The organism is Aliivibrio sp. A6 (genome assembly GCF_028765505.1).
In the GTDB taxonomy this organism is placed as follows: domain Bacteria; phylum Pseudomonadota; class Gammaproteobacteria; order Enterobacterales; family Vibrionaceae; genus Aliivibrio; species Aliivibrio finisterrensis_A.
In genome coordinates, this window is sequence record NZ_JARACR010000005.1 from 104,203 (window position 1) to 126,453 (window position 22,251).

At 38.1% G+C, this 22,251-nt stretch carries 20 protein-coding genes; 5 read left to right on the forward strand and 15 right to left on the reverse strand.

The window, feature by feature from the left end; genetic code table 11:
* Positions 1–44 precede the first annotated feature (44 nt).
* From PVK70_RS04930 to PVK70_RS04955, 6 genes are all read right to left on the reverse strand, one after another.
* Positions 45–1,784, reverse strand: a complete 1,740-nt coding sequence (locus tag PVK70_RS04930; RefSeq protein WP_130047635.1) for a glycoside hydrolase family 36 protein — start codon at positions 1,782–1,784, stop codon at positions 45–47.
* Positions 1,785–1,965: 181 nt separating this feature from the next.
* Positions 1,966–3,951 (reverse strand): methyl-accepting chemotaxis protein, encoded by a 1,986-nt coding sequence (locus PVK70_RS04935; protein ID WP_130047634.1) that lies wholly within the window; start codon positions 3,949–3,951, stop codon positions 1,966–1,968.
* A gap of 243 nt (positions 3,952–4,194) precedes the next feature.
* A complete protein-coding gene (torA, locus tag PVK70_RS04940) occupies positions 4,195–6,657 on the reverse strand; it encodes a trimethylamine-N-oxide reductase TorA (protein WP_130047633.1) in 2,463 nt (820 codons plus the stop codon).
* Between the two features lie 23 nt (positions 6,658–6,680).
* Entirely contained in the window at positions 6,681–7,859 is a 1,179-nt protein-coding gene (gene torC / locus PVK70_RS04945; protein WP_130047632.1) for a pentaheme c-type cytochrome TorC, read from the reverse strand.
* Between the two features lie 57 nt (positions 7,860–7,916).
* On the reverse strand, positions 7,917–8,093 hold the full coding sequence (gene torE / locus PVK70_RS04950; protein ID WP_130045382.1) for a trimethylamine N-oxide reductase system protein TorE: 177 nt from the start codon (positions 8,091–8,093) through the stop codon (positions 7,917–7,919).
* Between the two features lie 329 nt (positions 8,094–8,422).
* Entirely contained in the window at positions 8,423–8,731 is a 309-nt protein-coding gene (locus PVK70_RS04955; protein ID WP_130047631.1) for a cysteine-rich CWC family protein, read from the reverse strand.
* Between the two features lie 86 nt (positions 8,732–8,817).
* Between PVK70_RS04955 and PVK70_RS04960 the strand changes: the two genes are divergently transcribed.
* Together PVK70_RS04960 and PVK70_RS04965 are read left to right on the forward strand one after the other, a co-directional pair.
* A complete protein-coding gene (locus PVK70_RS04960) occupies positions 8,818–9,336 on the forward strand; it encodes a DUF2058 domain-containing protein (RefSeq protein WP_130047630.1) in 519 nt (172 codons plus the stop codon).
* A 4-nt stretch (positions 9,337–9,340) separates the two neighbouring features.
* Positions 9,341–9,529, forward strand: coding sequence for a DUF2986 domain-containing protein (locus PVK70_RS04965; protein WP_130047629.1), 189 nt, complete (start codon positions 9,341–9,343; stop codon positions 9,527–9,529).
* A 91-nt stretch (positions 9,530–9,620) separates the two neighbouring features.
* Here the strand turns inward: PVK70_RS04965 and yjjG are convergent, their stop codons facing one another.
* From yjjG to PVK70_RS04990, 5 genes are read right to left on the reverse strand one after another with little or no spacing between them, the layout of a single operon-like run.
* Positions 9,621–10,301 carry a pyrimidine 5'-nucleotidase gene (gene yjjG, locus PVK70_RS04970; RefSeq protein WP_130047628.1) on the reverse strand — a complete coding sequence of 227 codons (681 nt, stop codon included), beginning with the start codon at positions 10,299–10,301 and terminating at the stop codon, positions 9,621–9,623.
* Positions 10,302–10,338: 37 nt separating this feature from the next.
* Positions 10,339–11,433, reverse strand: a complete 1,095-nt coding sequence (gene modC / locus PVK70_RS04975; protein WP_130047627.1) for a molybdenum ABC transporter ATP-binding protein ModC — start codon at positions 11,431–11,433, stop codon at positions 10,339–10,341.
* Between the two features lie 3 nt (positions 11,434–11,436).
* Complete coding sequence (modB, locus tag PVK70_RS04980) at positions 11,437–12,126, reverse strand: molybdate ABC transporter permease subunit (RefSeq protein WP_130047626.1); 690 nt, start codon at positions 12,124–12,126, stop codon at positions 11,437–11,439.
* On the reverse strand, positions 12,126–12,860 hold the full coding sequence (gene modA, locus PVK70_RS04985) for a molybdate ABC transporter substrate-binding protein (RefSeq protein WP_130047625.1): 735 nt from the start codon (positions 12,858–12,860) through the stop codon (positions 12,126–12,128). The genes modB and modA overlap by 1 nt, the downstream gene beginning before the upstream one ends.
* 13 nt (positions 12,861–12,873) lie before the next feature.
* On the reverse strand, positions 12,874–14,379 hold the full coding sequence (locus PVK70_RS04990) for a cobyric acid synthase (RefSeq protein ID WP_130047624.1): 1,506 nt from the start codon (positions 14,377–14,379) through the stop codon (positions 12,874–12,876).
* A gap of 212 nt (positions 14,380–14,591) precedes the next feature.
* Here PVK70_RS04990 and PVK70_RS04995 point away from each other — a divergent pair, with 212 nt between their 5' ends.
* From PVK70_RS04995 to PVK70_RS05005, 3 genes are all read left to right on the forward strand, one after another.
* The gene (locus tag PVK70_RS04995; protein ID WP_130047623.1) at positions 14,592–14,972 is read left to right on the forward strand and encodes a YgiW/YdeI family stress tolerance OB fold protein; all 381 of its coding nucleotides are present in this window, start codon (positions 14,592–14,594) and stop codon (positions 14,970–14,972) included.
* Between the two features lie 81 nt (positions 14,973–15,053).
* Positions 15,054–15,593 (forward strand): hypothetical protein, encoded by a 540-nt coding sequence (locus PVK70_RS05000; RefSeq protein WP_130047622.1) that lies wholly within the window; start codon positions 15,054–15,056, stop codon positions 15,591–15,593.
* Between the two features lie 257 nt (positions 15,594–15,850).
* A complete protein-coding gene (locus PVK70_RS05005) occupies positions 15,851–17,269 on the forward strand; it encodes a lytic transglycosylase F (protein WP_130047621.1) in 1,419 nt (472 codons plus the stop codon).
* A 242-nt stretch (positions 17,270–17,511) separates the two neighbouring features.
* Here the strand turns inward: PVK70_RS05005 and PVK70_RS05010 are convergent, their stop codons facing one another.
* From PVK70_RS05010 to nrdD, 4 genes are all read right to left on the reverse strand, one after another.
* Entirely contained in the window at positions 17,512–18,165 is a 654-nt protein-coding gene (locus PVK70_RS05010; protein WP_130047620.1) for a putative ATP-dependent zinc protease, read from the reverse strand.
* Between the two features lie 67 nt (positions 18,166–18,232).
* Positions 18,233–19,420 (reverse strand): amino acid aminotransferase, encoded by a 1,188-nt coding sequence (locus PVK70_RS05015; protein ID WP_130047619.1) that lies wholly within the window; start codon positions 19,418–19,420, stop codon positions 18,233–18,235.
* Positions 19,421–19,510: 90 nt separating this feature from the next.
* Complete coding sequence (gene nrdG / locus PVK70_RS05020) at positions 19,511–19,981, reverse strand: anaerobic ribonucleoside-triphosphate reductase-activating protein (protein ID WP_130047618.1); 471 nt, start codon at positions 19,979–19,981, stop codon at positions 19,511–19,513.
* On the reverse strand, positions 19,981–22,101 hold the full coding sequence (gene nrdD, locus PVK70_RS05025; protein ID WP_130047617.1) for an anaerobic ribonucleoside-triphosphate reductase: 2,121 nt from the start codon (positions 22,099–22,101) through the stop codon (positions 19,981–19,983). Before nrdD ends, nrdG begins: the two co-directional genes overlap by 1 nt.
* Positions 22,102–22,251: the final 150 nt, after the last annotated feature.

The window sequence follows — 22,251 nt, forward strand, 5'->3', positions numbered from 1 at the left end:
AGAAACAGTACTGAATGGCTTAGATTATCCCGAGTTGAGGTTATTTAGATCGATACCAAGATTGCGCGGCTACTTAAGCCACTTTCTAAGGTCAGTAATAACATCTGCGCAGGCTCGTCATTCAGTTGCTCACCGGTCCAAAAATCACGCCAAATTGAAGGCTGATCAGCCACTAACGTGTGCTCCATTGGCTCATCATCATAGTTAAAGACACAATGGAGCTCATGCTGATGATTAAGTCGAAGTGTACAGTGACGATTCGATAATGATTTAAACTGGGCTGAATCTTGTGTTAGGCGATGACGTGACAATAGATTCTTCCATGTCTTCTTCGCAAAGTTATTCAACTCAGGTAACGGATCTCCAGATAAGGCTAATCCGCCAGCGGCTAAGATCACATTGCGGTGAAATTCATAATCTTTTCGTTCCGCCCCTTGATTAGGTAAGGAAACTAACGTGATGCAATCCGGATCAATTTGCCATAATTTACGATGTTGCCAGCTACGATAAAATGTTTCTTTTGCAATTTGCTCAAATCGCTCAGCTTTCCTTTCTACGTCATCAGAAACGCGCATTGCATCCACAAGACCTAAGGATGGCCACATTGGCGCATTACACCCTAGAATCAACGCCTCTCCAGCACCATTAATAATGGCTTGCATACCTAAACGATAGGCTTCAATTCCTGTGATCCCAGACTGAACACGAGCACCTTTTAATGAGCCCCAGTAATTTGCATCCAATTTGAAAAGTTCAACTCCCCACTCCTCTCTCATGGTTCGAATCACTTCTGTTAAATGAATCTGCACGGCTTGTTTTGAAGTATCAAGAATATACCAAGGTGTGCAACGCCAACCTCCATAAGTGATATCTTCCGCTTTTAATAACTCACCGTTTTCATGACGTACAAACCAATCTGGATGATTTTTAAAGATCTCTGACTCTGGTTGAGCAATAAACGGAGCAATCCAAATAGCGGGCTTTTTACCTTTACTTTTTATTGCCGCTAATAAGCTTTCAATGCCATTAGGGAATTTATTTGACGGTGTTAACCAATCCCCCATAAATGCTTGGTAACCATCATCCAGTAAGACCCACTCAAGCTCAGCTTGTTCATCACTCATCACTTCAAGGTTATCTAAGACGTTTTGTTCGGTTACATCTGCATAATAGGCATACCATGAACACCATCCGACAGGCGCATTTTGCTTTACTCCTGCTCTAATCGGGTGCTGTTGCTGTACTTTTGCGGCATAAAGTTCATACATTTCATCAAGTGAATCCGCTTGAATAACGGTAACCGCTTCCATTTCATTACTCGCCCAATCCTGAGGGTGAGTATGTTCCCCATCAAGAAATGCCATTACGTTCATTTCACCTTGATGTTGATGGATTTCAAAATAACCAGCAAAGCGATAGCACGACGTGAACCCAAATAATGTAAAACCATCGGACTGCTCAATGACTAAATAATTGTAGAAACGTTTTTTGGCTTTTTCTGAATATAAACGATAACTGGCGTTATTATCTGGGCAACGACCTATATCTTGAGGAGAGCTAACCTGACCACCCGTTTGAGATAGCATTTGAAAGCCATCACCTAAAATCTTAGCGTTATGCTCTAATTGTGTAGGGAACTGTAAAACAAGATAATGATCATTGATAGGCAGGTTATGAATGCCAGCAAAACACATAGTAACTTGGTCGTCTTGCAGTTCATAAACTAAATCGGTTTGAACAGGAATGGTTTCTTGTCCGCATAAGAAAAATAATGGGTTCATCATGCACTTCCTACTGCTCGTTTCTATAACGAAATTAATCAGATAACTGTGTAATTTCCATAGAATACTACTATTCAAGATACAAGCAACAATAACAGATGAAGGGCGAGAGTTTGGAGGGGGTAAATATTAAAAATACCAAGCCAGTATCATTCATACTGACTTGGTAAACTAATCAATAAATTTATACTTTAAAGAATAACAATTGTTCTCTTTGGTTTTCAGAAAGTTCAGATAAATGCTGGCTAGCTTGCGCAGATTCTTTAATCCCTTCTACGTTCTGATTAATACTCTCAGTGATCACATTAACGTTTTCACTAATAGACTCTATCGCTCTACTTTGCTCGTTGGCAGCTGTTGCCATTTCTGCATTAGTTTGAGAGATAAGCTCTATTGAATCAGAAATACTTAATAATTGATTATTAGTATCAAGACTCATCTGAGCAGTTTTATGAATCATATTAATAGACTGATTAACTGAATCAACCACAGTCAATGATTTTTGCTGCAAGTTATTAATGATATCTTGAATATTCTGAGTTGATTGTTGAGTCTTAGCAGCAAGTACGCGAACTTCATCAGCAACAACCGCGAAACCTCGACCACTCTCACCAGCACGTGCCGCTTCAATCGCTGCGTTTAATGCTAGTAGATTCGTTTGCTCAGAAATAGAATCGATAACCGTAATCACTTCACTAATGCGATCCGTTTGATCTTTCAGTATCATTACTTCAGAAGAGGTTTCATCCATCTGAATCGCAAGATCTTGACTTAATTTCACGCCTTCTGCAGCAGATTGAGCGCCATCTCTGCTCATTCCTAATACTTCTTTAGCTTTAATATCCGCCTGATTTGCAGATGCATCTACTTGATTTGCAGAAGCAGCCAATTCAGTAATTGCCGTTGCAATCAAATCAACTTGAGATTTTTGATCTGATGCATTCGCTTCACTTTGTACCATAATTGCAGCGAGTTCCGTTGACGATGAAGACACTTCTTCACCAACGTTACGTAAACTACTAATCATATCTTGTAAGCGAACTACTGTGCTGTCTGTATTTTTACATAGCTCACCAATTTCATTGTCACTTGATTGATTATTCAATGAATCTAGACGGCCATTTGAAATATCTGACATCTGCTCTTGAAGTACTAAAATTGGTTTAGTTACGATCTGAGCAATAACAACACCAATAATTAAAGAAATAATTACAGTAACCATTAGAGCAGTTAACAGTAATGTCTGACTTTCAGAAATTAATGCCATATTGTCTTCTGAAATACTGCCATTCATCTTAGTTAGACGAACTCTTTCATCATTTAACTCTTGATATATTGTATTTCCAAGAGTACTTAATGCTTTCTTATTTTTATTTATTTCGTTAGTCGCATTCCATAATACAATATTCATTTCAGATTGAGACTTGAATGCAGAAACAAGAATACTTTTAGCTTCTTCATTCTCTAATGGTTCAATCAGTTTAGCTAATGCATCAAAGTCTCTATTAACGATATCTATTCTTGGTGTTTTACTTACCGATGTATATAAATCGTCATTAAATAGAGAAGTCATCTGAATTTCGATGCTACTTGCTTTATTGTATACTTCAGGTACTACCTTTCCCCAATATAGCTGTGATTCTTCACTTTGTGATTGTGAGAATATTAGCTCACTTGCCTGTTGAATTGGCGTCGTTAGATACAGTGAGTTGCCCCATTCTTTTATCTTTTTATCATTATATTTTACAATCTCATCTGAGTACTTTTTGTAATCATTCAATTGAGATATTAATAAATTCAATTCAGATTGAAGCTGCTCAGGAGTCTTAACGGCTGCCCCCATATTTTGCAACGTTCGTTGTTGATTTACCATATTAGTAAAATTAGAATTCAGTTCAGAATTAATTCCATCAAAATCGATTGTTTTTAATGATTCAATATTTGTAAATCCTGCAGATACACTTAATCGAAGAAACAGTAAGCGTGACTCAGCAATAGAAACATTACTCAGTTGATAACTTCGATGATCTGATATTTGAACATTACGGTTAGTTGATTCTAATTTTGAATTAACCAAATAGATAGCTAACATCATTACCACGATAGTAGCTAGAACTGGTACTAATATTTGATATTTTGTTTTTAAATTTGAAAGTAACTTTTGCAGCATTCTTGCATTATCCTAATGATTTCACCTATGTGAAATTTTCGGCGAGAGGATAATACATATTTTGATTTTCTCATAGTAAAATCAATAAAAAATAGAACGCTCTTATTATAAAATAGTATTGTTTTTATATTTATTTTATATATTGGCAACCTTTTAAATATATAAATTAGTAATATATAAAATATATATATAAAAAAAGCACCCAAACATAGGTGCTTTTTAAATTAATTTACTTTTATTGTCTTATTCAACAATAATTGGGCCGCCAAATGAAGTTACTGGTGGTACTTTACCTTTGAATTTCTCAAAGTTAACTAGACATGTATTCGCTGATGTCGCCTGAGCAAGCTCAGATGATGGAATATCTTGTGTTAGTGTATTTGGATCACCATAAGTACAGATTGCGCCCACTTTTTCATTCAATGGACCGTACCATGCACCTTCTTCGATACGGATAACACCACGAGGGTAACTATCAGTAAGAACAGCACCAGCAAGAAGCTGGCCACGGCCATTAAATACGCGAACTAAATCACCATCTTTAATGCCTTTTTCTTTAGCATCTTGAGGGTTAATGTATACAGGCTCACGACCTTGAACAGCGTAGGTTGCACGGAACTCTTCAGATTCACACATTTGTGAATGCAGACGCTTGTCAGGGTGACAAGATTGCATCCAGAATGGGTGTTCTTTAGAACCTGGACCGCCATGTGAACGTTCTGATTTCTCGAACCACATAGGGTGACCTTGACATTCTTCGTAGCCAAAACGTGCAATCTTACGGCTTGTGATTTCAATGAAACCAGAAGGTGTACCTAGTGCATTTACTTCTGGGTCTTTACGGAAATCAGCGTGACGAACCCATGGTTTACCTTCACCGAAGTCTAGAACGCCTTTTTCCCAGAATACATCAAATTCAGGCATATCAAATTTGCCTTCGTTTGCTGTACGACATTCAGCATAAAGTGAACGAACCCACTCCATTTCATCCATACCACGAGTATATTCTTTATGACGGCCAAAACGACGAGTCAGTTCAGTCATGATCTCAAAGTCAGATCGTGATTGATATAAAGGATCGACAAGCTTATGCATTGCAATTAAGCCACGTGCAGAGTATGAACCGTATTGGTCAATATCGTTACGTTCCCATTGCGTACATGCTGGAAGTACGATATCAGAGAAACGACATGTTGCCGTCCAAGCAAAGTCAATCGTTACAACCGTTTGAAGTTTTTGGAATGCTTGCTTCATACGGTTACGATCTTGGTGGTGATGCCAAGGGTTGTTACCAGAAATAACCATCATTTTGAAATCAGGCAGTACAACTTTAGAACCGTTATAACGGATCTCTTTACCTGGTTCTAATAGACAGTCGATCCAACGTGCTACAGGAATAGTATTGCTGTAACCATTGAAGTCGTTGTTATTCCACTTAGGCTCATGACCTTGATCCACGTTACGTGGGAAGCCACCAGGACCTGCAAAACCAGTAGAAGGAACACCAACACTTGAGTAGTGGTGACTGTAAGATACACCACCACCAGCAAGACCAATTTGACCCGTCATTGCAGATAGAACGGTACCCATCCAGTATGGTTGTTCACCGTGCTGCTGACGCTGGATACACCATCCAAATAGGATCTGTGTACGACCAGTTGCCATCATTTTTGCAAAGTCACGAATTTGCTCAGGTGATACGCCACAGATTTCAGAAGCCCACTCAGGAGTTTTAACTACTTTATCTTTAGTTTCACCAAGCACGTATTGCATAAACTCATCAAAGCCTAGGCAGTAAGTATCAATGAATGCTTTGTCGTACAAGTTCTCTGTATATAGCGTGTAAGCCACAGCCAGCATGAACGCCACATCAGTTTGTGGGTTTAAGTACATGTGGTCATTTTGTAGGTAACGCTGTGTTTTGTTTTTAACTGGATCAACAGAAAGCACATTTACTTTACCTGCAGCTACTTTTTCTTTTAGCTTTTCAAGGTATGCGTAAGATTCATGAGTCTCACAGTTCCAACCTACTTGTAGGTTTTTAACTGGATCCGTTGCCCATAAAATAATGTTATCTGAATGCTCGATGATCTCAGACCAAGAAGTACCTTGTGCATATACTTCTGTAGAACCAAGAACATAAGGCATGATTGTTTGACCTGCACCCGTCGAGTAGTCACCTACTTTCTTGATGAAGTTACCATGCATACCAACAGCACGTTGCATTTGAGCAGTACAGTTGTGGAAAGAACCTGTTTGGTTCCAACCAGTTTGACCAGCATGAAGCGCCCATGGACCGTAGTCTTTTTGAACACGCTCAAGCTCACGGTAGAATAAATCTAACGCTTCATCCCAAGTTACACGCACAAAACGGTTGTTACCACGAGTCTCAGCTGAGTACTTATGTTTTTTCAGCCAATCTAAACGTACCATTGGGTAACGTACACGGCTTGGGCTATAAATAATCCCTTTGATACCATTCAACATATCTGTTGGATGCTTATCCATTTCTAGCGCTGTAATTTCTTGTACTTTGCCACCATAGATGTGCGCACGGAACGCACCCCAGTGTGAGCCAGATGTACGCCATGTGCCAGTTGTTTCTGCAGCATTGGCTTTTGAAGACATTAGTAGGCTTGGACCTACTAAAGATACTGCACTTGTTGTTGCAACACCTTTTAGAAAACTTCTTCTGCTAATAGACATAATTCTATCTACTCCATTAATTCTTAGTGTTTTTCGTCAGAAAAATCTGAAGAGTGTTTTTGTAGGTATTTCAATACAAGTGACTTACTGTCTGTATCGAAGTTAACGAATGCCATCATACCGTCAAACATACCAGGCCATGTGTTAGAATCGAAGTGCGCTTCAGCTGGTTGTGTGTGACATACAGAACAGTTTGTTTTGTATGACTCTTCCGCTTTCTGCCAAACTGTAGTGTAATCAGGTAAGAAGTCTTCTTTCTTCATCCATAGATTTACAGTTACACGCTGCCAAGGTAGACCTGTTAGATCATCTTCTTTAGTTTCAAATTTCTGAACAAATTTATCGTTCTGAGCTGCATCTTTAAGTAAAGCACCTACCGCAATGTTCATACCAAAATCTTCTTGGATAACACGACCGAAGCCTTTAACTTTACGCCAACCTTCAATGGCAACTTTCATTGCATCGCCTTTCTCTTCAAGTACAGTTACTTGAGAGGCTGGATTTAATAGGCCTGCTTCAATTGTTAATTTAGCGTCTTCATACATTGGAAGGTGACGAACAGAAACATAAGTTTGGCCATCTTCGTATTTAGTGTTGCTTGCTAGTTGAGTTAACTCACTAACCATACCGCCAGAGCTATCCATATTTGCAGGAAGGCTATGTGCAATACCTTTATGACAATCTACACAACTTTGATCACGCTCTTTTGCACCTTGCATTTGAATACGTGCTGTAGGTTGCATTTTAGAGAAATCCATGCCGTCATAGTCATGACAGTTACGGCACTCAAGAGATTTGTTTGCGCTAAAGCGATCCCATTCATGCTGGGCTAAAACGATACGACGCTCTTCAAATTTCTCTGGAGTATCAATAAAACCGAATACGTGTGCGAATACTTCCTTACTTGCTTGCATTTTACGAGCAATCTTTGAAGTCCATTCATGAGGAACGTGACAGTCAGGACATGTAGCACGAACACCTGAACGGTTTTTATCATGAATAGTACCTGCGTATTCAGGTACAATGTTATCAGCGTGACAGCTTACACAGAACTCTTCAGTGTTCGTTGCTTCTAACGCAACATTAAAGCCACCCCAGAAAATAACACCTGCGATGAAACCACCAAGGGTAAGTACACCCAAGCTGATATGAACACTCGGACGGGCAAAAACCGACCAAGCTTTTTTAAGTAATGACATCATAATTGCTTCTCTTTAAATAATTCTAATTTGTTATAGCTGGTGATACTTAAAAAAGAATCAACCACCGTGACCTGGCATACCAAAAAACAGCATCTGCATGAACCATACAGAGAAACCGTAAGCACCAACCACACCCACACTTAGAATTGGGAAAAGAACAACCGTAATGAAGAAAAATGCTTTCCATTCAGAAGAACGTTCTGCTCCATCGTTTTGCTTTATTGCATTGCTCATAATTTTATTCCTAGTTATCTTTCTACTTTATAAATATAGAAAATGTTAACAAGTTGTCGAACCTATCTGACATAGATTTTAATCCCTCACAAATAGTGCTTCAATTAAATTTTTAAGATAAACCCTTTTATTGACTAGTTTTTTGCGTTCATCCAGAGATGTATTTAATTGAAAAATAATGTATAAAAATATTAATACTTGTGACAAATTAATTTTATGTAAATATTGTTAACGATGTTAAATACCTCTAAAGGATAGGTAACTTTGATAACTTTACCAATTGATCTATATCAAATTTAGGACCCTATTTATAAGGTAGCACGTAAATATCACGCTATCGGTTTCTTTGTTAAACAATCTTGGCATAAACATTCAGAATTCTCAGAAACAATACCTACATCGCGAGTTTCGACCTCAAAACACCAACACGTTTCTTTACCCATTTTGATATCACATTGAGCTGGCTTTGTGCATTCGGGACAAGTATGTGTTGTTGTTTTTCCTGATAATCTATCCATTACTCTGTCTCTTTCTTCATCAGTCATTGATTTCCACTCTATGATCTCAGTAATGGTACGTTTACAACCAATACAAATGCCATCTTCGTTTTTACAAGCTGCAATACAGGGTGTTTTCATCTTTACTTCTCTCTATATCCTTTAAATCCCATACAAGTCATGGGATAATCATTGGAATTCAATATCGTTATTATTAGGAATGATTTATGGCACTAAGCTTACAAGAGCAAATGCTAAAAGCTGGGTTAGTGAACCAAAAGAAAGTAGCAAAAGCAAAAAAAGCTTCAAAAAAATCACGCGTTCAAAATCGTGAAGCAAAAGCGGCTGTAGAATTGAACAAAGCAGCTCAAGCTGAAAAAGACAAAGAACTAAGCTTGAAACACAAAGCCGAGAAAGATCAGAAAGAATTAACCGCTCAAATCAAACAATTGATCACTGCAAATAAACTAGATCGCTCTCACGGTGACATTGGTTATAACTTTACTGACGGTACACTAGTCAAAAAAATGTATGTTGATAAAACAATGCAAACGCAATTAGTTGCTGGCCGTCTTGCTATCGTGCACTTTAATGACGATTATGAAATTGTCCCTGCTGGTGTGGCTGATAAGATTACCTTGCGTGATGAATCAGTTGTTGTGCTTAACAACGTAATAGCGGAAGATGCACAGGATGAAGACGACCCGTATGCGGAATTCGTTATTCCTGATGATTTAATGTGGTAATACAATGAGCCGTAAAAACAAAGTTAAAGAGACTCTTTTAAAGAAACACCGCAGAACCCAAACAAAAAATAGCCGTTCGCATAATAAGCCAAAATACATCAGTAAAGCTGATCGTGAAAAAATGGCTCTTGAAGCAGAACAAACAACAGTAGAGCCTGAAAACACAGAACAAGTAACACCATCAGAAGAGTAATATTTCTGGTCAAGTGATACAAAAACACCTCATTGCTATAATAAACAATGAGGTGCTTTATAATAATACAGTTTACTGCATCAAAAGCCTTCTAAGCATTATGTAACAGTACTTGTAACTCATTCAGGTTCTTAACTGTATAGGTTGGTTTAACCCCTTCAGGGCACGCTTGTTGTGTTGCATTTAACCAGCATGTGTCAATACCTACATTCATACCACCAAGAACATCTGAGTCTGGGTTATCCCCTACCATTAATACTCCAGGTAAGTTTACTTCACCCATTTGAGAAAACGTATGCTCAAAAATACGCTTATCAGGTTTCGCTACACCAACTTGTTCAGAGATAATAATCAACTCAAAGTAGTGGCTAAACTCTGTTTTTTCTAAACGAATTTTCTGTAGCTCAGTAAATCCATTAGTTATGATCCCCATCTTCACATTATTCGCTAACAAAGAATCAAGTAATTCTCTTGCGCCATCTAATGGTGTGCAAATATCTGCCATTGCCATCATAAAAGCACTGTTCATCGCTTTTGGTGTAACGCCGACTTTCTTTGCCCACTCTTCAAATCGCGTTTCTTGTAGCTGCTGAGCGGTAATTTCATTATCTTGGTATTGCACCCACAATGGTTTATTTACCAATTGATATTCAATGAATTGTTCTTTACTGAAATGAATGCCGTATCCTTCAAACATACGTTGCAAACCTGCAAACGCATCGAAATGAAAGAGTGTTTCATCGGCATCAAATAATATCCATTGGTACTTCATATTTACTTCCTTTATGAGGCTTATATTTTCAAGATCTTTATTTTGAGCATAAGTCTGATTGAGTCACACTTACACCTTTAATTTGTGCAAACCAGTGTTGCCCAACGTCTAATGCCAGTTCTTCTTGTGCCCAACGTGTAATATTGGCCCACAGTATATGTCCAGATAAATTCAATTTAACTGCCACTACATCGTTTTCTTTATCTTCCGTTAAACTGTCGATGATTACTGGAAGAATATTACGAATAGAACTTTGTTCTGGTTGCTGTTTAATTAAAGAAACATCATTAGCTCGAATACGTAATCGAATTTTTTGCCCTTCTTCCGTACACTTGCAAGGCGCCTTAACCCAGATACCCTGCTGAGAATTATTTAAGGTGACTAATGTCATAGGGTGATCTGAATGTAACTCAGTAATAAATCCTTCTAATAATGCAGAATGTTCTGATGCATTTAACCAAGGGCGCATTAATGGCGATCCCCATACATCAGTAATGTCTCCAGATAGACTCACTTTACCTTGGTTCAATAAAACCATGTGATCGGCTAAACGTAAAATTTCATCTAAACTGTGGGTGACATAAATAATTGGGGTTTGGATTTCTTTTGCTAACCTTTCTAAATAAGGCATTACTTCATGTTTTCTTGGTAGATCTAAAGAGGCTAATGGCTCATCCATAATAAGTAATGCAGGCTCTGATAAGATAGCTCGGCCAATCGCCACTCTTTGTTTCTCACCACCAGACAATGAATGCGGATAACGTTGCAGCAGAGATTCAATGTCTAACAGCTTTACGACATCATCAAATAAATGCGTTCTTTTTCCATTGCATCCATACAGCAAATTTCCTTCTACTTTATAGTGGGGAAATAAGCGCGCATCTTGAAAAACATAACCAACATGACGCTGCTCTGGTGGTATAGATACTTTCTTCTCAGAATCAAATAATACGGAGTTATTAAGAGTGATTCGCCCTGAATCTGGTGAGCTAAGTCCACTAATTATATTAGCAAGTGAGGACTTACCTGCACCCGAACGCCCGAAAACGGCACTGATCCCAGATGAGGGTAACGTTAACTGAACATCAAGATTCAAATCACCTAATTGTTTTTTTATATCAATGACTAACATGAATTAACCCATTAACCTTTTTTTGCTGGCACGCGCTAACCATTCTGAGAGTAATAATGAGATTAAAGCAACAATAATAGAAATAACACATAGGCGTGCAGCCTCCATTTCGGCCCCTGGGATTTCAATATAACTGAACATAGCAAGAGGAAGCGTTCGAGTCTCACCCTCTATATTTGAGACAAAACTAATCGTGGCACCAAATTCACCTAAACTTCGTGCAAAAGCCAATACCGCGCCCGTTAAAATTCCCGGTAACATTAATGGTAAAGTAATCGTAGTAAATACTTTAGAACGTGAAGCGCCCAATGTTCTTGCGGCTTGCTCTAACTTTTGATCGACGGATTCTAGAGCTAAGCGAATTGCACGTACCATTAAAGGTAATGCAACGATAGCGGAGGCAAGTGCAGCACCTTTCCAATTAAAACTAAACGTTAAACCAAATAGCTCATATAACCATTTACCAATAACACCTTGTCGCCCCATTGAAATTAACAGTAAGTAACCAATCACTACCGGTGGCAACACTAAAGGTAAATGAATTAAACCATCAAGTAAGCCCTTTCCTTTAAATTCACAACGAGCTAATACCCAAGCTAGGAGAATACCAATTGGCAAAGAAAAGCTAACGGCAATACCTGCAATTTTTAAACTTAATAGTAAAGCCTCTACTTCGTAATCCGTTAATATCATTAGATAGTCGAAAATCCATAAGAGATGAATGTATTTTTTGCTTCATCAGACAATAGGTATTGGTAAAAGCGAGTCACCTTATCTGAGTTTTTATTTTTTATGATAGCCATTGGATAGACAATCGGATCATGTGAATCTGCAGGAAACTCTTCAACAATCGTAACGCCTTTTGATAGTAGTGCATCTGTTTTATATACAATTCCGACAGGCGCTTCATCACGCTCAACAAACAATAAAGCCGATCGAACATTGTTACCTGATGCTATATGATCTTTTACTTCTGGCCAACGATACTGTTTTGTAAGGCTTTGTTTTCCATAGATTCCAGCAGGAACATGTCTTGGATCAGCCATTGCAATACGAAAGCCTTTTTGCCCAATAAACCATTGCCATGTATTTTCTTTTGGTGTTGTCTTAGAGGCAATAAGAACCAAGCTATTTCGTAATAAATCAACTTTGCTTGCAGTATCAATTTGATCTTGCTCTACCAAGTATTCCATCCATTTAGTGTTTGCAGAAAGGTAAATATCTGCTGGTGCACCATTGGCTATTTGTCGAGCCAGTGACGATGAACCTGCATAGCTAACACGGACTCGATCACCCGTTTTATCTTGATAATCATCAACAATGTCATTCATTACATTGGTTAAGGACGAAGCAGCATAAACAGTAACATTCGCTGATACCGATAAAGAACTAAACACCAATACTAAAAATAATGTCAATCGAGACATACTTATACCTTCCTTAATAAGCCGCTTTTTTTTCAAATTCATTTGGCCAGATCTGCGATAGATCTAAACTCTCTTCTATAGACTCAGCAATGCGTTCAATCGCTTCTTCTTGGATCGCATCCATATCTATCGCTTTATTTTCTTTTAACCCAGCCCAAGACAGAATTGCTTCAAACGCGCTTGGTTCATCAAAAATACCATGTAAATAAGTACCAAAAATGGTGCTTTCATCATTAAGTGTACCATCATGCCTTACAATACTTTCATTTGTAATTGAGATAGGGAATTGATTATCACCCCCTTTTTCTTCTTCTTTTATGTAAGTACTTACTCCTGCATGAATTTCGTATCCTTTGACTTTTACTGTCTCTTGGTTTGGTAACTTAAGCTCTCCTTCGACCAACGTTAATTGTTTTTGTTTTTTAAGTTCCGTCGTAATAGATAAATACCCTAAACCTGCAATAGATGAGGCTTTTCCTTCAAGACCAAGTGGATCGGAAAGGTTTTCACCTAACATTTGATAACCACCACAAATGCCCATGATTTTGCCACCAAAACGAAGATGCCTTTCAATATCTTTATCCCAACCTTGCGATTTAAGATAATGTAAGTCGGCTTGCACAGACTTACTCCCAGGAAGGATAATGAAATCAGCACCTGATAATGATTGTCCTTTGCCAACAAACTGAAGATCTATTTCTGGATGTAAGCGTAATGGATCAAAATCAGTATGGTTACTAATTCGAGTCACAACTGGCACCTTTACAACAAACTTACCTTTCTCTTGTTGCTCGCTCTTAATTGCATCTTCAGCTTCTAGGTTTAACCCATGCAAATAAGGAATAACGCCTAATACTGGTTTACCTGTTTTTTCTTCTAACCACTCGAGACCGGGAACAAGTAAAGAGATATCACCACGAAAGCGGTTAATAACAAACCCTTTTACTCGCGCTTGTTCTGATTCTGAGAGAAGAGCTAATGTACCATAGAGATGAGCAAAGACACCGCCACGATCGATATCGGCAACAATAATAACCGGAACATCAGCCGCTTCAGCAAACCCCATATTGGCTATGTCGTTTTCACGTAAGTTGATTTCAGCAGGGCTTCCTGCCCCTTCAATAACAACACATTGATAATTATCAGTTAAATAAGAAAATGATTCCAATACATAAGGCATGGCTAATTTTTTGTAATCTTGAAAGCCCCAAGCATCCATTGTTTCAATCGCCTTACCTTGAACAATTACTTGAGCACCAATATCTGTGTTAGGTTTTAATAAAATAGGATTCATATGAACATGAGGCTTAACTCTTGCGGCATCAGCTTGAAGCGCTTGAGCACGACCAATTTCCCCTCCCTCTTCGGTTACTGCACTGTTGAGTGCCATATTCTGTGGTTTAAAAGGGGCAACTTGGATCCCTTTATTGGCAAGAACTCGGCATAAGCCTGCCACCAGCACCGTTTTACCAGCATCAGAGGTGGTTCCTTGAACCATCAGTGGAGAAATTTTATTCATAATTCCATCTATTTACGTTAGATATTAAGCCACTGATATTATCATTATTCTCTGTTAAGAGGGAGGATCAGTTTATCTTCTTCACTTCTTAAGTTTAGATGAATGGAATATGAATAATTTACTCACGATAGATTCAAGCGGGTTTTGTTTTAATAGCTCTATCGAAGCGACATCGCTTAAATCAACTTTTATGCATCACTTAAGGATCTATTATGAAAAAGACAATTATTGCCATTACCGCAGCTCTAATCCTATCTCCAACTATCGCTCTTGCTGGTAATGATGGTCACAACAACCATAAACAAGCACAATTTAACTATACGGGCCCTGTAAGTACAATTACCGTTGCTGAATTACTGAAAGACACAAGTATGTTTACAGAAAAGAATGCTATTGTAGATGGAAAAATCATTCGCCATATTCGTAAAGATAAATACCTGTTCTCTGACGGTACAACAGAAATCCAAATTGAGTTAGACGATGATATCTCATTACCATCCGCTATAAATGAAACCACGAAGGTGCGTTTATTTGGTGAATATGAAGGTGGTAAAGTACCTGAAATAGAAGTAGATAGAATGCAAATCCTGTAAAAAAATTAACTTATCATAACTTGGCCTGCATATTGCAGGCTTTTTTATAGATAAAATTCATGAATGTTAGGTTAATAGGTTATGGAATCAACAAAACACATTAAAAAGGCACTTATATTGGCAACAGCATTGAGTTCTTCAACAGCGATGGCTAATAACTTCCCTTATAGCTTTTTTGAAGCTCGAGTAGGAACGAGTCCTGGTACATTTGGAGCTCAAGTTAACCAACAATTTACAGAAAATTCGCACTTAGTTGGGCAAATTGAAAGTAAATTTGAAGGTGATTGGGATATAAATGGTGGTATTGGTTTTAATGGTCCTATTAATGAATTTGCTGATATTTATGGCCAGTTACTACTTCATAACGTAAAAGATAAATCAAGTGACAAATTTGGTGATCAAATGCTCACTGAAGTTAATATTGGTGTTCGAGTTTGGTTAATGCAACAGATTGAAGTGGGTGCAAAATATGGCCAACTCTTTAATAGCGATACGAACAAAGATATTGGTAGCGTACATTTTCGCTTCCACTCCACAGAGCAACTTTCTGTTGGCGCTGAAGCAAAATTCAGCGGTATCTATGGTGGTCAGATGATGATGACAGCAAGATTTACGTTCTAGTAAACTTAAGAACAATTTAATGGCTCCATACATTTTTAAGTAACTAAAAAGCCTAAATAATGACTAATCAATTTACTTAAATATTAGCCTTTCAAGTCAATTTTAGAAAAATCAGCATAAAGTCAGTGCAATTTATAATTAATTCACTGGCTTTTTTGTTTCAAAAATAAGCATTCTTTAAATCAACAGAAAAACACTTGATTTCACTTCCTTTTACACCTAACTTGTTACTATGTTGTTAAAAAGGATGTTACGACATGAAAGTGTTGCATAAATTACTATTATTACTTTGGTTTATTCCCTACTTGGCTTTTTCTATTGAGCTTTCTCCATTAGCTCAAGTTCCCTATGCTGGAGACTTAAAAGCACTAGAAAAGAAAGGGACTATACGAGTTCTTGTCTCTGCCGATCTCGGTTTTTATTATATAGAAAAAGGTCAGCCTAAGGGGATCATTGCTGAGTTTGTTCATCACTTTGAACTGCATTTACATAAAAATAAAATTCATGTCAATGTTCAAGTCATTCCCGTGCCACGAGATGATCTACTCAATGCACTCGAAGCTGGATTTGGTGATATTGCAGTAGCAAATTTAACAATTACGCCTCAACGTCTTAAATATGTGGACTTTAGTGACCCCATTATAAGTAACAGCCAAGAATGGCTTGTGACATCAAAATCAACAGCTACAATTGCATCATTTGAAGAGTTATCAGGTAAAGAAGTGTGGGTTAGAGCAAGCTCAAGCTACTTTGAAAGCCTACAGCAAATTAATAAACAGCTCTCTTCTGATGGGATCCCCCCTATTCATGTCCAATTTATTGAAGAAAATCTCCAAGATTACGAATTAATGGAAATGATTAATCAAGGTATCCTGCCAATAACCGTCATCGATAGTCATAAATCTCAGCTGTGGACAAAGATCATGGATAATATAGTGATTCATGAATCTCTCCCTATCCGTACTAACGCTAATATAGGATGGGCAATCAGAAAAGACAGCCCTCAATTAAAATCTGCGATCAACCAATACGTAAAAAAAATCAAACAAGGATCTTTTCTAGGTAACGTTATTTATAATAAATACCTTGATAATACCAAATGGCTAAAAAATGCATTAAACCCAAACACTGTGAAACAATTTAATAATCTTGCTCTCTTGTTTGAACAATATTCAGAACAATACCAATTCGATTGGCTAATGATTTCAGCCCAAGCGTATCAAGAATCAAGATTTAATAATCGACTGGTTTCTCATATAGGGGCCGTAGGCATTATGCAAGTCCTACCAAAAACAGCAAGAGAACCTTACATTAACATTAAAAACTTCAGAGAGTTAGAGCAAAATATTCACGCAGGGGTTAAATATATGGATTTTGTCCATAAACGCTACTTCTTAAAACCTGAGATAACCAAAGAGAATCAAATGTATTTCTCATTGGCTGCCTATAATGCAGGGCCCGCTAATGTAAGAAAAATGCGTAGAATGGCAGTAAAACATGGATATGATCCAAATGTTTGGTTTAATAATGTGGAAATAATGGCCCGTAAATACGTCAGCAAAGAGCCTGTGCATTATGTTGCAAATATTAGCCGTTACTATGTTATCTATAAGCAGATTGCGCTACTACAATCACTTAGAGAACACCAAAATGCCTCCAACTACAAACTGTTTTAGTCATACAAAAATGCCCAAATCTAATTTGGGCATTTTTTACTAATTATACTTATACCATTCTGGATAAGTAGTTGTTCAGATAATTGCTTAGGAAAAATCGATTAGAGCAAGGCATAAATTACAGTAACTAGTGGATCTAATTACAAAATTTATAACGCTGATATAATCGATTTTAACAAGCAAGAATGATCAAATACTTATGTAGATTGGTATTAGATAACCTAAACCAGAATAAGTAGGCTTTATTTAGCTAATTTCACTTTTGGTTGAACAAACTTTTTACTTACATCAACAACTGCAACATCACGGAAGAAAGTTCGCCCTAATAGTACAGGGAAAGTCATGTGCGTACGATCATTCAATGTAAACTCTGTTTTGGTCTTTAGATCACCTATTTGAACCCAAGCATCGATAACAGGACGATCTGTTCGCTCTTCTGTACTTGACTGGCGTATCGTTACAATACGCACAACAGGTGATTCAAACTCTTTTGTTTCTTTATCATTATGCGCTAATTTAAACTTCACCCAATCTTTTCCATCACGCTCAAACATCTCAATATCAATCGCTGAGATTGATGATGTGGTTGCTCCGGTGTCAATACGAGCTTTCGCATTATGATTAATCGCCTTGATGTACATCCACTCTTCTTCACCTAGAATTAATTTACCATCTGCTGTTTTTAAATTAGTCGCAACTGGTTTCTTAACTGGTGGTTTTGGATCAACTTGTGGTTTTTGCTCAGGTTTTATCTTTGGTTTTTTTTCAGGAGTAACTGGTTGCTCAACTGCAGGCTTCTCCACCGCCTCATCAGGTGTCGTTGTTGCTGTTGTAGACATACAACCAGCAAGTAAAATAGGTAAAAGTAACGTTGACCATTTTTTTGTTATTTTCATGCGCTTTCCTTTACTGTCTCATTTGTAATCATTCATTTTAGTATAGTGAATATCTCAAAAATATCTGTTACTTATTTGCAACAGAAGCAATAGATTTGGCAATATAATCAATATGCTGCTTTTGCATTCCCGCAATATTAATTCGTCCATCACCTACCGCATAAATACCATATTCCGATTTTAAACTTGCCATCTGATTAGGATTAAAACCGATAACAGAGAACATACCTTTATGCTGCTCAATAAAATCAAAATCTGTCGACTGAGTCTCAACTCGTAGCGCTGCACACAGATCGGCACGCAAACTTAGCAGTCTTTTTTGCATCTCATCAAGCTCTGTACGCCATGATAAGGTTAGCGCCTCATCATTTAGAATACGTCCAACAATCGCAGCACCATGATCGGGTGGCATGGTATAAGTAGCACGTGCCATTTGCAGAAGTTTTGCTTTGGCATTCATTGCAATTTCAATATTGGCAGCAATAACCATCGCTGCGCCAGTACGCTCACGATATAAACCAAAGTTTTTCGAGCATGAAGTAGCAATAAACATTTGAGGAACACGGTCAGCCATAAAACGCAGACCTGCAGCATCAGCTTCTAATCCATCACCAAACCCTTGATACGCAATATCTACAAACGGGATAAAACCATTCTTTAGCGCTAATTCTGTAATTGCAATCCAGTCAGAAAGACGAATATCTGCACCTGTAGGGTTATGACAGCAACCGTGAAGCAAAATAATATCTTTAGGGCCTGCTTTTGAAAGGTCAGCCATCAGAGCGGCACTATCGACTTGTTTTGTTGCAGGATTAAAATAATTGTAGTGCTTAACCTTTAAGCCAGCCGCTTCCATTACTGGCTGATGATTAATATAGCTAGGGTTACTTATCCAAACCGTTGCATCAGGCTCAGTTGATTTGATTAAGTCTGCAAGCATGCGTAAAGCACCACTCGCACCAGGAGTTTGAATCGCAGAAACACGCTCATACGCAGAGGTATCACGTAGTAATAAATCAACCATACTCTGATTAAAAACTTCACAACCAGCAAGACCAACATAAGCTTTTGTTGTTTGCTCTGCCGCAATGGATTTCGCCGAATCACTCACGGCTTTCATGATTGGGGTTTGGCCTTTGTCATTACGATAAACACCAATGCCGAGATCGACTTTGTTGTCACGATCATCAGCACGGTATTCAATAGAAAGGGAAAGAATAGGATCTTTAGCAGGAGTCGCTATATTTTGCAGCATATTTTCATATCCTTATGATCTGTAATGTATTTAAGTTACCATTCAGATAGGAAAATATCACGTTTTATTGTTTAGTTTTTTACAATTTTCTTACAACACATTAATTGTGTGAATAATTTGATTGCTCGAACCACGCCATTCCAATGACGGATCGGCTTTGTCTTGTTCAAAACGACCATCAATGAGTGTATCAATCAGAGCCACTATCTCTTTTTGTGTCTCATTAAGCTCGTTTAATTCGTAACCCGTCCACATCCAAATGTCTTTATTTTCGCATTCAGATTTAACTCGTTTGACTAACTTAAGTATCGCTTCACAATTCATTGGGTGCAGCGGATCACCGCCTGATAATGATAATCCTCGGCGATAAATACGCGTATCATTCAAATCAGCAATAATCTTATCTTCTAGCTGCTGACAGAAAAGATGCCCCGAATTTGGATTCAATGTGGATTTGTTGTAGCACCCTTTACAGTTGTGCTCACAACCAGAAACAAACAGGGTACAACGCGTACCCGGCCCGTTAATCACATCAATCGAATGATAGACGTGATAGTTCATTATAAATGTTTCACTCGACGTTGAACTTCTTCTTGTTTACCGAAGTTGAATGGACGTGCATCAGGACTCCCTAAGTAACCACAAACACGACGTGTCACCGATACTTTTGTAGAATCATGGTTGCCACATTTAGGGCAAGTGAAACCTTTACTTGTACATTCAAACTCACCGGTGTAACCACATTCATAGCACTCATCGATCGGTGTGTTGGTTCCATAATAAGGCACACGGCTATAACTGTAATCCCATACATTTTCTAATGCTTCAATATTGCGCTGCATGTTAGGGAATTCACCATAACAAATGAAACCACCGCTTGAGATCTCTGGGTATGGCATTTCAAAATCAATTTTATCGTATGGATTGACTGTTTTTTGTACATCTAAATGGAAACTGTTTGTGTAGTATCCCTTATCTGTCACTTTATCAATCACACCAAATTGAGTGTTATCAAGTTTACAGAAGCGAGAACATAAGTTTTCACTTGGCGTACCGTATAAACTAAAGCCGAAGCCTGTTTCTTTGGTCCATACTTGAACTGCGTCTTTTAGATACTGAATGATCTCTAATGCTTTAACTTGAAGTTCAGCATTGTCATACAGGTGATCATCACTGCCAAATAGCGCTTCGATTGTTTCATGCACACCAATGTAACCAAGCGATACCGAAGCTCGGCCGTTTTTGAAGATATTAATAATATCGTCATCTGGTTTTAGACGAACACCACATGCCCCTTCCATATAAAGAATAGGAGCTACACGTGCTTTCACGCCTTCTAAACGAGAAATACGTGATTCTAAAGCGCGACGACATAAGACTAAACGCTCATCAAGTAGCTTGTAGAATGCATCTACATCCCCTTTTGCTTCAATAGCAACACGAGGAAGATTTAAGCTCACCACACCTAAGTTATTACGACCATCGTGAATTTGCTCGCCGTTTTCTTCATATAAGTCTAAGAAACTACGACAACCCATTGGGGTTTTAAATGAGCCAGTCACTTCAACTACTTTGTCATAGTTAAGAATATCTGGATACATACGCTTAGAAGCACACTCAAGAGCAAGTTGCTTAATATCATAATGCGGATCAGATTTCTTATGGTTCAATCCATCACGAATTGCGAACACTAATTTAGGGAATACCGCTGTTTTACGATTTTTACCTAAACCAGCAATGCGGTTTTCTAAAATAGAGCGTTGGATCAATTTTGATTCCCAACTTGTACCTAAGCCAAAACCAAAGGTAACAAATGGAGTCTGGCCGTTTGCGGTATGTAATGTATTGACTTCATATTCAAGCGATTGAAATGCGTCATAACACTCTTTTTCTGTTTGTGCTTGAGCAAATGCTTCTGCGTCAGGAATACCCCACTTCTCAGCAAGTTTTAATGCTTTTTGATAGCTGATAGTGACATACGGAGCAAGGATTTCATCAATACGATTAATCGTTGTGCCACCGTAAATATGACTTGCTACTTGCGCGATAATTTGTGCGGTTACCGCTGTCGCAGTTGCAATCGATTTTGGTGTATCAATTTCTGCATTACCCATTTTAAAGCCACCAGTTAACATGCCTTTTAAATCAATCAGCATACAGTTAAACATTGGGAAAAATGGTGCGTAATCTAAATCGTGGTAGTGGATCTCACCACGCTCGTGTGCTTGTACAATATCACGAGGTAATATATGACGCGTTGCGTAGTGCTTAGCGACAATACCCGCTAATAAATCACGCTGAGTAGGGATAACTTTACCGTCTTTATTCGCGTTTTCATTAAGTAGTTCAGCGTTGCTTTGTTCTATCAGGCCGCTGATCTCTTTATTTAGTACACTGATTTTTTCACGAGCGATATCGCGGTCGTGACGATATTCAATATAAGCGCGGGCTAATACTTTGTGTGGGCCTTGCATTAGTTCGTTTTCAACCAAGTCTTGGATCTGGCGAATACCTACTTCTTTTTGTCCCTGTAATGCAATTTCTACTGCATGAGCCACTAACTGCGCATAACTCTCAATCTCAGGAGTTACCTGCTCTGACGCGCCTTTTACAGCATCAATAATACGAGAATTGTTATAGGTTGCACGGCTTCCATCTCGCTTTATTACAGTTATATTCACAGTGGCTCCAAATACTAAATAGTGGGTGTATTAGATCAGCTAACACAAGATGTGGTGTATTAAGCTCGATCTGAGAATAAAATACCTTGATCTAGATCAAGCTACACCTGAGGGTGATTCTAGTTTCACCACTGCTTTATGATTGTTCTC

Coding starts and splice junctions, on each gene's coding strand:
- modC (WP_130047627.1), bottom strand. CDS start 11,433: ATGTTAGTCATTGATATAAAAAAACAATTAGGTGATTTGAATCTTGAT.
- PVK70_RS04935 (WP_130047634.1), bottom strand. CDS start 3,951: ATGCTGCAAAAGTTACTTTCAAATTTAAAAACAAAATATCAAATATTA.
- PVK70_RS05010 (WP_130047620.1), bottom strand. CDS start 18,165: ATGAAAATAACAAAAAAATGGTCAACGTTACTTTTACCTATTTTACTT.
- PVK70_RS04955 (WP_130047631.1), bottom strand. CDS start 8,731: ATGAAAACACCCTGTATTGCAGCTTGTAAAAACGAAGATGGCATTTGT.
- PVK70_RS04995 (WP_130047623.1), top strand. CDS start 14,592: ATGAAAAAGACAATTATTGCCATTACCGCAGCTCTAATCCTATCTCCA.
- PVK70_RS04930 (WP_130047635.1), bottom strand. CDS start 1,784: ATGATGAACCCATTATTTTTCTTATGCGGACAAGAAACCATTCCTGTT.
- PVK70_RS05000 (WP_130047622.1), top strand. CDS start 15,054: ATGGAATCAACAAAACACATTAAAAAGGCACTTATATTGGCAACAGCA.
- PVK70_RS04990 (WP_130047624.1), bottom strand. CDS start 14,379: ATGAATAAAATTTCTCCACTGATGGTTCAAGGAACCACCTCTGATGCT.
- PVK70_RS05005 (WP_130047621.1), top strand. CDS start 15,851: ATGAAAGTGTTGCATAAATTACTATTATTACTTTGGTTTATTCCCTAC.
- modB (WP_130047626.1), bottom strand. CDS start 12,126: ATGATATTAACGGATTACGAAGTAGAGGCTTTACTATTAAGTTTAAAA.
- torC (WP_130047632.1), bottom strand. CDS start 7,859: ATGATGTCATTACTTAAAAAAGCTTGGTCGGTTTTTGCCCGTCCGAGT.
- PVK70_RS05015 (WP_130047619.1), bottom strand. CDS start 19,420: ATGCTGCAAAATATAGCGACTCCTGCTAAAGATCCTATTCTTTCCCTT.
- torE (WP_130045382.1), bottom strand. CDS start 8,093: ATGAGCAATGCAATAAAGCAAAACGATGGAGCAGAACGTTCTTCTGAA.
- modA (WP_130047625.1), bottom strand. CDS start 12,860: ATGTCTCGATTGACATTATTTTTAGTATTGGTGTTTAGTTCTTTATCG.
- yjjG (WP_130047628.1), bottom strand. CDS start 10,301: ATGAAGTACCAATGGATATTATTTGATGCCGATGAAACACTCTTTCAT.
- PVK70_RS04960 (WP_130047630.1), top strand. CDS start 8,818: ATGGCACTAAGCTTACAAGAGCAAATGCTAAAAGCTGGGTTAGTGAAC.
- nrdG (WP_130047618.1), bottom strand. CDS start 19,981: ATGAACTATCACGTCTATCATTCGATTGATGTGATTAACGGGCCGGGT.
- PVK70_RS04965 (WP_130047629.1), top strand. CDS start 9,341: ATGAGCCGTAAAAACAAAGTTAAAGAGACTCTTTTAAAGAAACACCGC.
- torA (WP_130047633.1), bottom strand. CDS start 6,657: ATGTCTATTAGCAGAAGAAGTTTTCTAAAAGGTGTTGCAACAACAAGT.